We start from the raw sequence: 14035 nt of genomic DNA on the forward strand, positions 1-14035 counted from the left end.
GCAGAATGACGAAATCGGCACAGCGCTTCGGGTCGCGTACAACGCGCTTGTGCGCTATGCCGATTTCGTCGCCGTCCTCATTGAAAACCCACAAGCGGCCGGACGCGCGACGGAGGAAGCTATGCCCCTTTCCCCACTTTCGGACGACGCATGATGAAGCGCATCCAGATCATCGATTCGCACACGGGCGGCGAACCCACGCGGCTCGTCGTGTCCGGCTTTCCGTCGCTCGGCACCGGCACGATGGCCGAGCGGCGCGACCTGCTCGCGCGCGAGTACGACCGCTATCGCACCGCGTGCATTCTCGAACCGCGCGGCAGCGACGTACTCGTCGGCGCGCTGCTGTGCGAGCCCGTGTCGCCCGACGCCGCGGCCGGCGTGATCTTCTTCAACAACAGCGGTTATCTCGGCATGTGCGGCCACGGCACGATCGGCGTCGTGCGCACGCTGCATCACATGGGCCGCATCGGGCCCGGCGTGCACCGGATCGAAACGCCGGTCGGCACCGTCGAGGCGACGCTGCACGACGATCTGTCGGTCAGCGTGCGCAACGTGCTCGCGTATCGCCACGCGAAGGACGTCGCGCTCGACGTGCCGGGCTACGGCCCGGTGCGCGGCGACATCGCGTGGGGCGGCAACTGGTTCTTCCTGATCAGCGATCACGGGCAGCGCGTCGCCGGCGACAACGTCGCGGCGCTGACGGCGTACGCGAGCGCGGTGCGCGAAGGGCTCGAACGCGCGGGCATCACGGGCGCGAACGGCGGCGAGATCGATCACATCGAACTGTTCGCGGACGATTCCGAACACGACAGCCGCAGCTTCGTGCTGTGCCCCGGTCTCGCCTACGATCGCTCGCCGTGCGGCACCGGCACCAGCGCGAAGCTCGCGTGCCTCGCGGCCGACGGCAAGCTCGCGCCGGGGGCGGTGTGGCGCCAGGCGAGCGTGATCGGCAGCGTGTTCCACGCGAGCTATGTGGAAGCCGACGGCGGCATCGTGCCGACGATTCGCGGCAGCGCGCATCTGAGCGCCGAAGCGACGCTGCTGATCGAGGACGACGATCCGTTCGGCTGGGGCATCGTGTCGTGAGCGAAGCGGCAACCGACGTCGTCGTGATCGGCGCGGGCATCGTCGGCGCCGCGTGCGCGCACGAGCTCGCGCAGCGCGGGCTGCGCGTGATCGTCGTCGACGATGCGAGCGGCGGCGCGACGGGGGCCGGCATGGGGCACCTGGTCGCGATGGACGACAACGCGGCCGAACTCGCGCTCAGCCATTATTCGATCGAACTGTGGCGCGCACTGAGCGGCGACATGCCGGACGGCTGCGCGTATCGCAACTGCGGCACGCTGTGGCTCGCCGCCGATGCGCACGAGATGGATCTCGCGCGCGCGAAGCAGGCGACGCTGGCCGCGCATGGTGTGGCCGGCGAACTGCTCGACGCGGCCGCGCTCGCGCGGCTCGAGCCGATGCTGCGGCCCGGCCTCGGCGGGGCGCTGAAGATTCCCGGCGACGGGATTCTCTACGCGCCGGTGACCGCGAACTGGCTGCTGCAGCGCGGGCCCGGCATCGTGCTGCGGCGCGACCGCGCGGTCGGCGTCGACGGCGCGCGCGTCACGCTGGCGAGCGGCGACGTGCTGCGCGCACAACGCGTCGTCGTCGCGAACGGCGTCGCCGCGCGTACGCTGCTGCCCGAGCTGCCGCTGCGCCCGAAGAAGGGACATCTGCTGATTACCGATCGTTATCCGGGGCGCGTCGCGCACCAGCTCGTCGAGCTCGGCTATGCGGCGAGCGCGCATGCGAGCGACGGCACGTCGGTCGCGTTCAACGTGCAGCCGCGGCCGACGGGCCAACTGCTGATCGGGTCGTCGCGCCAGTTCGACACCGAGGATCCGCGCATCGAGCCGCCGGTGCTCGCGCGGATGCTGCGCCGCGCGGCCGGCTACCTGCCCGATCTCGCCGAGCTGAACGCGATCCGCGCATGGACCGGTTTCCGTGCCGCGAGCCCGGACGGCCTGCCGCTGCTCGGCGAACATCCGGCGCGGCCCGGCGTATGGCTCGCCGTCGGCCACGAAGGGCTCGGCGTGACGACCGCGCCGGGCAGTGCGCGGCTGCTGGCCGCGCAGATGGCGGGCGAGCGGCCCGCGATCGACATCGAACCGTATTTGCCGGGACGTTTTCTGACGACGTCCCCCGTAGCCGGAGCGCTTTCATGATCATTCATCTCGACGGCCGCGCGCTGACGGTGGCGGACGGCGTGACCGTCGCGGCCGCCGTGGCGGCGAGCGGCGACGACACGACGCGCGTGTCGTGCACCGGCGCGCCGCGCGCGCCGTTTTGCGGAATGGGCGTCTGCCAGGAGTGCAGGATGACGATCGACGGCCGTCGGCGGCTCGCGTGCCAGACGCTGTGCCGCGACGGCATGCAGGTGGAGCGCACACGATGAAGCAGGAACGACTGAGCGTCGACATCGCGATCGTCGGCGCGGGCCCGGCCGGGCTGTCGGCCGCGCGCGCCGCGGCCCGCAGCGGCGTGACGATCGCCATCGTCGACGACAATCCGCGTGCAGGCGGCCAGATCTGGCGTCAGCCGGCGGCGGCGACGCCGGTACCGGCGGCCGCCGAGCGGCTTGCCGTGCTGCGGCTGCCGAACGTCAGGCATCTCGCGGCCACGCGCATCGTCGCGGAATCGCAGCCGCATACGCTGCTGCTCGAAGACGACGAACGCGCACTGCTGCTCGAATACCGGGCGCTGATTCTGTGCTGCGGCGCGCGCGAACTGCTGCTGCCGTTCCCCGGCTGGACGCTGCCCGGCGTGACAGGCGCCGGCGGGCTGCAGGCGCTGATCAAGTACGGCCTCGACGTGCGCGGCCGGCACATCGTGATCGCAGGCAGCGGCCCGCTGCTGCTCGCGAGCGCGGCCACCGCGCGCCAGGCCGGCGCGCAGGTGTCGCACGTGCTCGAGCAGGCCGCCTGGCGCGACGTGGCTGCGTTCGGCGCCGGATTGTGGCGCTGGCCGTCAAAGCTCGCGCAGGCCGCGCACCTGTTCACGGCGGCCTATCGGCCCGATGCGCACGTCGTCGCGGCGTTCGGCGACAAACGGCTCGAAGGCGTGCGGATTCGCCGCGGCGACCGCGAATTCGACGTCGAGTGCGACCGGCTCGCGTGCGGCTTCGGCCTCGTGCCGAACACCGTGCTGCCGAGTCATCTCGGATGCCGGGTCGAAAACGGCGCGGTGGCCGTCGACGCGCATCAGCGCACGAGCCGCGACGGACATTTCGCGGCCGGCGAGTGCACGGGCGTCGGCGGCAGCGAGCTCGCGATGGTCGAAGGCGAAATCGCGGGCTGCGCGGCGACCGGGCAGACCGATGTGCTGCCGGCGCTCGTCGCGCGCCGCGCGCAGTGGCAGGCGTTCGCCGACGCGGTGCGCACGCGCTTCGCGATTCGCGAGCCGATTCGCCGGCTCGCGAAGCCCGATACGCTGCTGTGCCGATGCGAGGACGTGCGTTTCGACGCGGTGGCCGCTGCGCCCGGCTGGACGGCCGCGAAGCTGCAGTCGCGCTGCGGAATGGGGGCGTGTCAGGGGCGCGTATGCGGTGCGGCCGCGCAAGCGCTGTTCGGCTGGACGCCGCCCGTGCCGCGCTCGCCGCTCGTGCCGGCCCGAGTCGGCACGTTGATGCTCGACGGCGCCGCCGCCGACGAATGCGCGTGACGCACGGTGGCGCACGCAGCGCGGCGCATGCTGCCTGCCTGCGCCGCCGCTAATCCGCCGTTTCCTTTTCCCATCCACCGATCTGCGGCGCGGCGCATGCGCGCAGGCATTCGATCGCGGCCGCGACGGCCGCGCGGTTCGCGCTGTCCGGGTGCCAGTACATCGCGACCGCGCCCTGGCCTTCGAGCCGCATCGGCAGGATCCGGATCGCATTCAGTTGCTCGAAACGTCGCGCGGCACGTTGCGACGCGACGCCGAGCAGGTCCGTATTGTTCAGCAGCGTCAGATTGAGGAGCGACGAGTTCGATTCGACGCAATGCGGCGGCTGCGTGCGGCCGGCCGCCGATAGCGCCGCCTGCAGCGCATTGTGCACCGGCGTGCCGGCCGGCCACACGATCCACGTGTACGACAGCACCTCGTCCCAGCCGACCGAAGCCGCGCCGGCGAGCGGGTGATCGGGCCGCGCGACGAACACGACCGGATCGACGTACAGCGTTTCGACCTGCAGCAGCGGATCGACCGACGCGGAGCCGGTGCGGCCGACGACGATGTCCAGTTCGCCGCGCGCGAGCTGTGGCATCAGCTGCACCAGCGTGCTTTCGTTGAGCCGCACCTGCGCGCGCGGCATCCGTTTCAGCAATTGCGACACCGCGAGCGGCACCGTGTCGGCGGCCGCGACGCCCGATGTGCCGATCGTCACGAGGCCGCTGCCGCCTTCGCGCAGTGCGGCCATGTCGTCGCGCGCGACGTCGAGTTGCGCCTCCACGCGGCGCGCGTGCTCGATCAGCGCGTCGCCGTACGGCGTCGGCCGCAACCCGCGCGCATGCCGCTCGAAGAGCGGCAGCCCGACGTCCTCTTCGAGTTCCTTCAGCCACTTCGACAACGCCGGCTGCGTGGTCGCGAGCGCCGCCGCCGACTGGCTCAGATTGCCGGTGCTCGCCAGACTCAGGAGCACCTGCAGATGCCGCAGCCGCAGACGGTAAGTCCAGTCCATTGCGTGCCTCGTATCGAGAGATATATCCAGAACCATATGGATTAGATGATTTGATCATTTTACGGGATATGTCTGGTCGCATATAAATCCGTCAACAGGCCGCATCGTGCGGCCGCCGCCCAGAACGAGCGCCGATGCCGCGATCGGCCGATACCAGGAGACACCATGACGACCCGACATCCGGACCCGTCGCGCGCCGCCTATTACGCGCGCATCGCCGAGCAGCGCCTGACGCCGCTGTGGGAGTCGCTGCACAGCCTCGTGCCGAAGACGCCGCAACCGGCCGCCCGGCCCGCGATCTGGAAGTACGCGCAGGTGCGCGATCTGGTGATGCAGGCTGGCGACGTGATCAGCGCCGAAGAGGCCGTGCGCCGCGTGCTGGTGCTGGAGAATCCGGGGCTGCCCGGCCGTTCGAGCATGACGCCGAACCTGTACGCGGGCCTGCAGCTGATCCTGCCCGGCGAGATCGCGCCGAGCCATCGCCATACGCAATCGGCGCTGCGCTTCATCGTCGAAGGGGGCGGCGCGTGGACCGCGGTGAACGGCGAGCGCACGACGATGCATCCGGGCGACTTCATCATCACGCCGTCGTGGACCTGGCACGACCACGGCAATCCGTCCGTGGAAGCGGGCGGCGAGCCGGTCGTGTGGCTCGACGGGCTCGACATCCCGCTCGTCGCGCATCTCGACGCGGGGTTCGCGGAGAACTACCCGGAAGCCGTGCAGCCCGTCAGCCGGCCCGAAGGCGACAGCTTCGCGCGCTACGGCCACAACATGGTGCCGGTGCGGCATCGCGCGACCGATCCGACCTCGCCGATCTTCAGCTACCCGTATGCGCGCAGCCGCGAGGCGCTCGACGCGCTGTACCGGAACGGCGAACTCGACGCTTGGGACGGCGTGAAGCTGCGCTACGTGAACCCGGCGACCGGCGGCTGGCCGATGCCGACGATCGCGACCTTCATGCAGTTCCTGCCGGCCGGCTTCGACGGCCGCACCTATCGCAGCACCGACGCGACGATCTACTGCGTCGTCGAAGGCAGCGGCACCGCGCATATCGGCGGCGACGCGTTCGCGTTCGAGCCGCACGACATCTTCGTCGCGCCGTCGTGGGCGCCGGTGCGGCTGTCGGCATCGTCCGACAGCGTGCTGTTCAGCTATTCCGACCGGCCCGTGCTGTCCGCGCTGAACCTGCTGCGCGAAGCGCGCGACTGACGCCGGCGGCTGTCCACGATCCGTTTTCCGCGCGCCGCCGAAGTCGCGGCGCGCGCCCCTTCATTCATGTCTACGCTGGAGCCGTTCATGACTTTCGTTTTCCCGCCCGAAGCCCCGGTCGCACTTCCTGTCGCCGGCAGCGATGCCCGTTTTCCGGTGCGCCGCGTCTACTGCGTCGGCCGCAACTATGCCGCCCATGCGCGCGAGATGGGCTTCGATCCCGATCGCGAGCCGCCGTTCTTCTTCTGCAAGCCGGCCGACGCCGTCGTGCCGGTCGCATACGGCGAAACGCTCGAACTCGCGTATCCGTCGCAGACGCAGAACTATCACTACGAAGCCGAACTGGTCGCGGTAATCGGCAAGGGCGGGGCCGACATTCCGCTCGACAGCGCGCTCGACCACGTGTGGGGCTATGCGGTCGGCCTCGACATGACGCGCCGCGACCTGCAGATGAAGATGCGCGAGATGGGCCGCCCGTGGGAAATCGGCAAGGCGTTCGACCGCTCGGCGCCGATCGGCCCGGTGCATCGGGCGAGCGCAGTCGGCCATTTCGAGCAGGGCGGCCTGTGGCTGACCGTCAACGGTGCGACGAAGCAGAAGAGCGACGTGTCGCACCTGATCTGGTCGGTCGCGGAGACGGTCGCGGACCTGTCGAAATTCTTCCGCCTCGAACCGGGCGACGTGATCTTTACCGGCACGCCGGAAGGCGTGGGCGCGGTCGTGCGCGGCGACGAGATGAAGGTCGGTGTCGAGCGGCTCGGCGAACTCACCGTGCGCGTCGTCTGACGCCCGTTTTCGAAAGGTCCCATCGTGCAACTGCATAGCTTCTTCAACAGTTCGACGTCCTACCGGGTGCGCATTGCGCTCGCGCTGAAAGGGCTGTCTTACGACACGCTGCCGGTGAACATCCGCATCGGCGCGCATCGCGACGCGCACTACGTCGACGACGTCAATCCCTCCGCGTCGGTGCCCGCGCTCGTCGACGGCGATTTCCGCCTCGGTCAGTCGCTCGCGATCATCGACTATCTCGACGCAACGCATCCGCAGCCGCGGCTGATTCCCGTCGATCCGCGACAGCGTGCGCGCGTGCTCGAGCTTGCGCTGCTGATCGCCTGCGACATCCATCCGGTGAACAACCTGCGCGTGCTGCGCTATCTCGACGGCGAACTCGACGTGACGCCGCAGCAGAAGAGCGCGTGGTACCGGCACTGGATCGCCGAAGGGATGGCGGGCGTCGAGCGCCTGCTCGCGCGCGCCGACACGGGGCCGTGGTGCTTCGGCGATGCGCCGACGCTGGCCGACGTGTGCCTCGTCCCGCAGGTCGCGAACGCGCTGCGGATGGACTGCGATCTGAGCGCGTATCCGCGCAGCCTCGCGGTGTACGAACATGCGCAGCGCGAGCCGGCCTTCTTGGCCGCCCAGCCGCAGCGGCAACCGGATTACGTCGCCTGAGGCGATCGGGGGAGACAGACATGAATCAGGCAGGAGACAAGGGTCGCCGCGTGCTCGTGATCGGCGGCGGCATCGGCGGGCTGGCGACGGCGCTCGCGCTCGCGCGGCAGGGCATCCGCGTGAAGCTGCTCGAGCAGGCCGCGCAGATCGGCGAGATCGGGGCGGGCATCCAGCTCGCCGCGAACGCGTTCAATGCGCTGGACGCGCTCGGCGTCGGCGAGGCGGCGCGCAGCCGCGCGGTGTTTACCGACCGGCTGCAGCTGATGGATGCGGTCGATGCGCACGAAGTCGCGCGCATCGATACCGGCGCCGCGTATCGCGCACGGTTCGGCAATCCGTATGCGGTGATTCATCGCGCGGACATCCATCTGTCGATCTACGAGGCGGTCAGGAATCATCCGCTGATCGAATTTCGCACCAGCACGCAGGTGTGCGGCTTTGAACAGGACGGCAACGGCGTGACCGTGGTCGATCAGCACGGCGAACGCTATCGCGCCGAGGCGGTGATCGGCTGCGACGGCGTGAAATCGGCGATCCGCCACGCGCTGATCGGCGACGCGCATCGCGTGACGGGGCACGTGGTCTACCGCGCGGTCGTCGACGTCGAGAACATGCCGGCCGATCTGCAGATCAATGCGCCCGTCGTATGGGCCGGCCCGCATTGCCATCTCGTCCACTATCCGCTGCGCGGCGGCCGCCAGTACAACCTCGTCGTCACGTTCCACAGCCGCGAGCAGGAAACCTGGGGCGTGCGCGACGGCAGCAAGGAGGAAGTGCTGTCGTATTTCGAGGGCATTCATGCGCTGCCCAGGCAGATGCTCGATCGGCCGACGTCGTGGAAGCGCTGGGCGACGGCCGACCGCGATCCGGTCGAGCGCTGGAGCGCGGGCCGCGCGACGGTGCTCGGCGACGCCGCGCATCCGATGACGCAGTACATCGCGCAGGGCGCCTGTCAGGCGCTCGAGGATGCGGTCACGCTCGGCGCGGCCGTCGCGCAGACCGATGGCGATTTCGAGGCCGCGTTCGCGCTGTACGAACGCGTGCGGATTCCGCGTACCGCGCGCGTGCTGTATTCGGCGCGCGAAATGGGGCGCATCTATCACGCGAAGGGCGTCGAGCGGCAGGTGCGCAATGCGCTGTGGGTCGGACGCACGCAGTCGCAGTTCTACGACGCGCTCGAGTGGCTGCATGGATGGCGCGCCGACGACTGCCTGAAGCCGGTCGCGTAACGCGCACGACGGCCCCCGCGCGCCGGCCGAGCCGCGCGCGTTCCTGGAGGAGACATCATCATGAATACCACGCTGTCCGTCGACGTCAGCGAATGGATCGACCGGCGTCGCGTGTCGCCGTTTCAGATCGCGATCGTCGTGCTGTGCTTTCTCATCGTCGCGATCGACGGGTTCGACACCGCGTCGATCGGATTCGTCGCGCCCGTGATCCGGGCGGAATGGCAACTGTCGCCTGCGCAGCTCGCGCCGGTGTTCGGCGCGGGGCTGGCCGGGCTGATGGCCGGCGCACTGGCGTTCGGGCCGTTCGGCGACCGGTTCGGGCGGAAGCGGCTGCTGCTCGCCTGCGTCGCATGCTTCGGCGTCGCGAGCGCCGCGTCCGCGAGTGCGGGCGGTGTCACGGAACTGATCGCGTGGCGCTTCGTGACAGGGCTCGGGCTTGGCGGTGCAATGCCGAACGCGATCACGCTGACGTCCGAACACTGTCCCGCGCGTCGCCGTTCGCTGCTCGTGACGACGATGTTCTGCGGCTTCACGATCGGCTCGGCGCTCGGCGGCCTCGTCGCCGCATCGCTGATCGAACGCGACGGCTGGCGCGCGGTGCTCGTCGTCGGCGGTGTCGCGCCGCTGCTGTTGCTGCCGGTGCTCGCATGGCGGCTGCCGGAATCGGTGCGCTATCTGGTGAACAGCGGCGCGGCGCGCGAGCGGATCGCGGCGCTGCTGAGCCGCATCGCGCCGGATCCGCATCTCGCGCACGCGTCGTTCGTCGCGCCGCGCGGCAAGCCGGCGGCGTCGCCGCTCGGCCGGCTGTTCGGGCCCGATCTGCTGCGCGGTACGCTGCTGCTGTGGCTCGCATTCTTCATGAGTCTGCTCGTGATCTACCTGCTGTCGAGCTGGCTGCCGACGCTGCTGCGCACGACCGGCGCGACGCTGCAGACCGCCGCGCGCGTGACCGCGATGTTTCAGATCGGCGGTACGCTCGGTGCGATCGTGCTCGGCTGGCTGATGGACCGCTTCGATCCGCATCGCGTGCTGGCCTGCAGCTACGTGGCGGCCGGCGTGTTCGTCGCGGCGATCGGCATCTGCGCGGCATCGCCGTGGGGCGCCGCGCTGGCCGTGTTCGCAGCCGGCTTCTGCGTGTCTGGCTCGCAGGTGGGGGCGAATGCGCTATCGGCGGCGTTCTATCCGACCGACTGCCGGACGACGGGCGTCAGCTGGGCCAACGGGATCGGGCGCGGCGGGTCGGTGGTCGGCTCGATGGCGGGCGGCGCAATGCTCGCGGCGGGGCTGCCGCTGCCGACCGCCTTTGCCGTCGTCGCGGTGCCGTGTGTGGTTGCGGGGCTTGCCGTTCTCGTGCTCGGCGCGGTGCGCGGCGGCACGCGGCGCGAGGCCGGCGCCGACGCGATCGCGGGCGAGAACGTGTGACCGGGCGTCGGGCGATCGCGAGACTGCGTCGACGCGGCGGGACGTTTCGGCATCGGTCGATGCCGGCGTCCCCGGTTATATCGGCGTCATGGCGCAGGCCGCGATCCGGCATAGGGCCAGCCCCGCGGACAGACGACGCACCGTAGCGTCACGACCGCTCGTGCGCGCGCGGCGATGCGGTGAGCCGGGCGGGCAGCCGACTCAACCACGCGTGCAGCCGGTCGCGCCAGCTGTATCGACCGGCGGGCGTGACGATTGTCACGCGTACGTCTGCGCCGGCACCGGCCGCGAGTGCAACGTGACCCGGCGCATCCATCGTCAGACATTCGCCTTCGGTCAGCACGCGACGGACCGTCAGAGGCGCGTCGGGCAGCCAGTCGAGCGTGCGGTCCCGCCACGTGACGGCAAGCGCGCCGTCCAGCACGATCAATCGACAGCCCTTGTCGAGCCACGCAAAGTGGCTTTGCCCGGCGTCGAGCCGGATGTCCTGCGTTTGCATCGCGAATCCTTTCCCGGTAACGCAGCCCCGCGACGGCGAGGCGACAGCGTGCACTCAGGTTAGGGAAACGGGCACAAGCGCAACAGATTCAGCCGACGAGAATCTGTTGCGGTGCAGGCCGCGATTTTTGCGGGCTGTATCGGTCGGTTTGCCTCGAATCTGTATCTGGCGTGCACTGCGCGCGGCCGGCACGATCGCTCGCATGACACCCTTTGCCGAGATCGCCCGAGAAGCCTTGCCGATGGACGGCGAGCCGTTGTACGAACGGCTCGCCGAGCATTACCGCCGCATCATCGCGGCCGGCACACTGTCGCCCGGCGACCGGATGCCGTCCGTGCGCACGTTCATGGCGCAGCACGGCGTGAGCCTGTCGACGGCGATCCAGACGTTCCGGCGGCTCGAGGATGCGGGCTGGTGCGAGGCAAGGCCGCGGTCCGGGTATTTCGTGCGCCGCCGCGCATCGCCGGTGCTCGACGCGCTGCCGGAAGGCGATGCGGCGCCGCTCGCCATCGCGCCGCCGTTCGCGGGGCTGCACGAACGCGTGTCGCGTGTGATCGACCGCGGCCACACGGCGACCGATGCGCTGAACCTCGGCGGCGCGTCCGCCGCCGCGTCGCTGTATCCGACAGAACGTCTGCAGGCGCTCGCGATCCGCCTGCTGCGGCGCAAGCCGACGCTGTTGACCGACGCGGGGCGCATCGACGCCCTGCCGGAGTTCCGCCACGCGATGGCGAAGCGCGCGCTGTCGTACGGCGTAACGGTATCGCCGGACGACGTGATGTCGACGAGCGGCGGCGTCGACGCAGTCAATCTCGCGCTGCGCGCAGTCGCGCAGCCCGGCGACACGATCGCGATCGAATCGCCGGCGTTCTTCGGGCTGCTTCAACTGCTCGAAAGCCTCGGGATGCGCGCGCTCGAAATTCCGGCGAGCCCGACGACGGGGCTGTCGATCGAGGCGCTCGAAGTCGCGCTGAACGCCTATCCGGACATTCGCGCCGTCGTGGTCGTGCCGAACCTGCAGAACCCGCTCGGCAGCGTAATGCCCGACGAACGCAAGGCGGCGCTCGTCGCGCTGTGCGCGAGCCGCGGCGTGGCCGTGATCGAGGACGAGCCGTACCGCGAACTCGTCGACGTGCCGCAGGCGGTGAAGCCCGTGAAGGCATGGGACCGGGACGGCACAGTCATCTATTGCCCGTCGTTCAACAAGGTGCTCGCGCCGGGAATGCGACTCGGCTGGATGAGCGGCGGGCGTTGGCACGCGCGCGTGAAGATGCTGAAGTTCGCGCACAGCCGTCACAACGCGGCGCTGCTCCAGGCAGTGGCAGCCGAATTCGTCGGTTCGGGCGCGTTCGACCGCCATCTGCGCCGATTCCGCGAGCAACTGCGCGTACAGCGCGACGCAACAGCGGATGCGATTGCGCGGCATTTCCCCGCCGGTACACGGATGAACCGGCCGCCGGGCGGAATGCTGCTCTGGATCGCGCTGCCCGACGGCGTCCATTCGGACGCATTGTTCGATGCCGCGCTCGCTCGAGGCATCAGGATCGCGCCCGGTTCGATCTTTTCGAACTCGAATCGCTTCGATGCCTATATCCGGATCGGCTGCACGCGGGCCTTCGACGCGGCACAGGAGGCGGCATTCGACACGCTGGGCCGGCTCGTGCGCGACGCGATCGCGGCGGGCTGAGCGGACGCGATCGCTCGCACGAACGGCGCGCGAGCGGGAGGGCGCGCACGATCAGCGGCCCGCGCTATGTGAGGCGAGGTGTTCGCGAATCAGGGACAGATAGCGATCGCCGACGGAAAAGTCGCGCGCCACGCGCGGCCGATGCGCATGCCGCAGCGTGGCCGGTGCACTCATCCCCAGATACCGGCATACCGCGGACGGGTAAGGCTTGCGCGTATGGCCGAGCTGACGGGCAGCGCGCTCGACGCGCGCATCGCCGACCTGCGCCCGCAGCCATGCCAATACCTGGCGGTCGGTGTCGTTGACGATACGGACCAGATGTTCCATCGCACACCTCCACTGTTCATTGATACAGTACTGTAAATATAAACAGTGTTTGAGGCGACTGCAAGCGAGCACGCACGCTCCTGGCCATCCGGCCAGGGTCAGCGCGCCGGCGCGGCGGCAGCGGCGCGCACGGCCGAGGCAGGCGCCTGCGCGCGCGCCACATTGGCCGCCGTTCCGCCACGCGCCGCAGCGAGCCCCGCATAGCGCGCATCGGTCAGCGTGCCGAGGAACGCGACGATGTCGTCGATTTCGGCGTCGGTCAGTGCGGGCACGGTGCCCGGCCGGCGGTTCATCGGCGTCGAATTGACGTTGATGTTGCCGCGATACGCGGCCGGCACGTCGTCGAACGTCGCCGCGCCGTGATACCAGCGGCGCGGATCGGTCGACCGCGTGTTGTAGAACGCGACCGCGTCGCGCAAGTTGGCGAACACGCCGTTGTGCATGAACGTCTGCTTCACCGCGACGTTGCGCAGCCCCGGCGTGCGCAGATAACCGCACCATTGCGTCGGCTCGGGCCAGCGCAGCCGGCGCGCGGTATCGCACAGCCCGTTGTCGAAGTGCCGCGGGTCGCGATTCGCCGGGAGCGCGCGATTGCGCGGCACCGCGATCGCGTCGTAGCCGAAGTCGGTGAACAGCGAGCGCTCCGGGCGGCTCGACGTTTCCGACAGCGTATGGCAGCTCATGCAGTTGCCCTTGTCGGGATTCCGAAACAGAGCGAGCCCGCGCATCTCGGCCGGCGCGAGGGGCGTGCGCGTGCGCAGATACGCGTCGAAGCGCGACGTGAACGGCGCCATTTCGTCGCTCTGCAAATACGCTTCGACGGCGGTCCCGAGCGCGCGTACGAGCTGCTCGGGGTCGCGCCGCACCGAGATGCCGAAGCGGGCGGCCAGATCGGCACCGAGATCGGTCGCGTCGACCTTGCGCAGCAGCGCGGCCGGCGAACGGTTGTTCATCTCGTTCGGATCGAACAGCGGGCCGCGGATCTGCTCGGCGAGCGTGTCGGCACGGCCGTCGCTGAACAGCCCGCCGAACGGCGACGGCGCGGGTGCATCGTCGTCTTGATAGAAGTGGCGGCGCGGCACATAGCGCACGTACAGCAGCGACGGCGCGTTGCGCGCGCTGAAGCGGCCGGGGCGGCTGCCTTGCGGCACGCCGGGCCCCGCGAGCGAAGCCGCCGACAGCGTCGGCGCGAACGCGCGGCCCGGATCGTGGCACCCCGCGCACGACATGCCGCGCGGCTCGGACAGCCGCGTGTCGAAGAAGATCCGGCGGCCGAGCGCGACGAGCATGGGCTCGGGCGCGAAGCGCGCGGTTGCCGCGTCGATCTTGCCGGCGACCTGCGGTGTGCCGTTGCCGACGACGCCGACCACGCGCGACGGCGGCGCACCGGGCAGCAGGACCGTTTCCGAAGGCGGCGCGGCGCTTGCCGTAAGCGCCAGCCCGGCAAGCGTCGCGACCGCACATGCGAGCAGCATGCGTTTTCGACGGGCGCGCGCGGGAACGGAAGT

General features: G+C 70.0%; 14 protein-coding genes. 10 read left to right on the plus strand and 4 right to left on the minus strand.

Annotated features, from left to right (window positions below):
• The first annotated feature begins 153 nt into the window (after positions 1 to 153).
• Genes NP80_RS07180 through NP80_RS07195 form a run of 4 tightly spaced genes read left to right on the plus strand, consistent with a single transcriptional unit; the run spans position 154 to position 3705 of the window.
• Entirely contained in the window at positions 154 to 1086 is a 933-nt protein-coding gene (locus tag NP80_RS07180; protein ID WP_035948195.1) for a 4-hydroxyproline epimerase, read from the plus strand.
• On the plus strand, positions 1083 to 2210 hold the full coding sequence (locus NP80_RS07185; protein WP_045593294.1) for an NAD(P)/FAD-dependent oxidoreductase: 1128 nt from the start codon (positions 1083 to 1085) through the stop codon (positions 2208 to 2210). Before NP80_RS07180 ends, NP80_RS07185 begins: the two co-directional genes overlap by 4 nt.
• Entirely contained in the window at positions 2207 to 2440 is a 234-nt protein-coding gene (locus NP80_RS07190; RefSeq protein WP_006399860.1) for a 2Fe-2S iron-sulfur cluster-binding protein, read from the plus strand. The genes NP80_RS07185 and NP80_RS07190 overlap by 4 nt, the downstream gene beginning before the upstream one ends.
• Entirely contained in the window at positions 2437 to 3705 is a 1269-nt protein-coding gene (locus tag NP80_RS07195; RefSeq protein ID WP_006411787.1) for an NAD(P)/FAD-dependent oxidoreductase, read from the plus strand. Before NP80_RS07190 ends, NP80_RS07195 begins: the two co-directional genes overlap by 4 nt.
• Positions 3706 to 3754: 49 nt before the next feature.
• On the opposite strand, the gene NP80_RS07200 is transcribed toward NP80_RS07195, so the two are convergent.
• A complete protein-coding gene (locus tag NP80_RS07200) occupies positions 3755 to 4699 on the minus strand; it encodes a LysR substrate-binding domain-containing protein (protein ID WP_006411780.1) in 945 nt (314 codons plus the stop codon).
• A 165-nt stretch (positions 4700 to 4864) separates the two neighbouring features.
• Between NP80_RS07200 and gtdA the strand changes: the two genes are divergently transcribed.
• From gtdA to NP80_RS07225, 5 genes are all read left to right on the plus strand, one after another.
• Positions 4865 to 5911: a gentisate 1,2-dioxygenase gene (gene gtdA / locus NP80_RS07205; RefSeq protein WP_006411779.1), complete on the plus strand. Its 1047-nt coding sequence runs from the start codon at positions 4865 to 4867 to the stop codon at positions 5909 to 5911.
• Between the two features lie 87 nt (positions 5912 to 5998).
• The gene (locus NP80_RS07210; protein WP_006411788.1) at positions 5999 to 6697 is read left to right on the plus strand and encodes a fumarylacetoacetate hydrolase family protein; all 699 of its coding nucleotides are present in this window, start codon (positions 5999 to 6001) and stop codon (positions 6695 to 6697) included.
• A 24-nt stretch (positions 6698 to 6721) separates the two neighbouring features.
• Positions 6722 to 7363: a maleylacetoacetate isomerase gene (maiA, locus tag NP80_RS07215; protein ID WP_006411789.1), complete on the plus strand. Its 642-nt coding sequence runs from the start codon at positions 6722 to 6724 to the stop codon at positions 7361 to 7363.
• 20 nt (positions 7364 to 7383) lie between these two features.
• A complete protein-coding gene (locus NP80_RS07220; RefSeq protein WP_006411790.1) occupies positions 7384 to 8592 on the plus strand; it encodes a 3-hydroxybenzoate 6-monooxygenase in 1209 nt (402 codons plus the stop codon).
• A gap of 60 nt (positions 8593 to 8652) precedes the next feature.
• Positions 8653 to 10014, plus strand: a complete 1362-nt coding sequence (locus tag NP80_RS07225; protein WP_006411783.1) for an MFS transporter — start codon at positions 8653 to 8655, stop codon at positions 10012 to 10014.
• A gap of 148 nt (positions 10015 to 10162) precedes the next feature.
• On the opposite strand, the gene NP80_RS07230 is transcribed toward NP80_RS07225, so the two are convergent.
• Entirely contained in the window at positions 10163 to 10513 is a 351-nt protein-coding gene (locus NP80_RS07230) for a hypothetical protein (RefSeq protein WP_035948193.1), read from the minus strand.
• Positions 10514 to 10715: 202 nt separating this feature from the next.
• On the opposite strand from NP80_RS07230, the gene NP80_RS07235 reads away from it, so the two are divergent.
• Positions 10716 to 12200: an aminotransferase-like domain-containing protein gene (locus NP80_RS07235; RefSeq protein WP_170933580.1), complete on the plus strand. Its 1485-nt coding sequence runs from the start codon at positions 10716 to 10718 to the stop codon at positions 12198 to 12200.
• A 51-nt stretch (positions 12201 to 12251) separates the two neighbouring features.
• Here the strand turns inward: NP80_RS07235 and NP80_RS07240 are convergent, their stop codons facing one another.
• Positions 12252 to 12527 (minus strand): CppA family protein, encoded by a 276-nt coding sequence (locus tag NP80_RS07240; RefSeq protein ID WP_006403772.1) that lies wholly within the window; start codon positions 12525 to 12527, stop codon positions 12252 to 12254.
• 98 nt (positions 12528 to 12625) lie between these two features.
• The gene (locus tag NP80_RS07245) at positions 12626 to 14002 is read right to left on the minus strand and encodes a cytochrome-c peroxidase (RefSeq protein WP_045593297.1); all 1377 of its coding nucleotides are present in this window, start codon (positions 14000 to 14002) and stop codon (positions 12626 to 12628) included.
• Positions 14003 to 14035 lie beyond the last annotated feature (33 nt).

Origin of the sequence: Burkholderia multivorans ATCC BAA-247 (assembly GCF_000959525.1) — a bacterium.
In the GTDB taxonomy this organism is placed as follows: Bacteria; Pseudomonadota; Gammaproteobacteria; order Burkholderiales; family Burkholderiaceae; genus Burkholderia; species Burkholderia multivorans.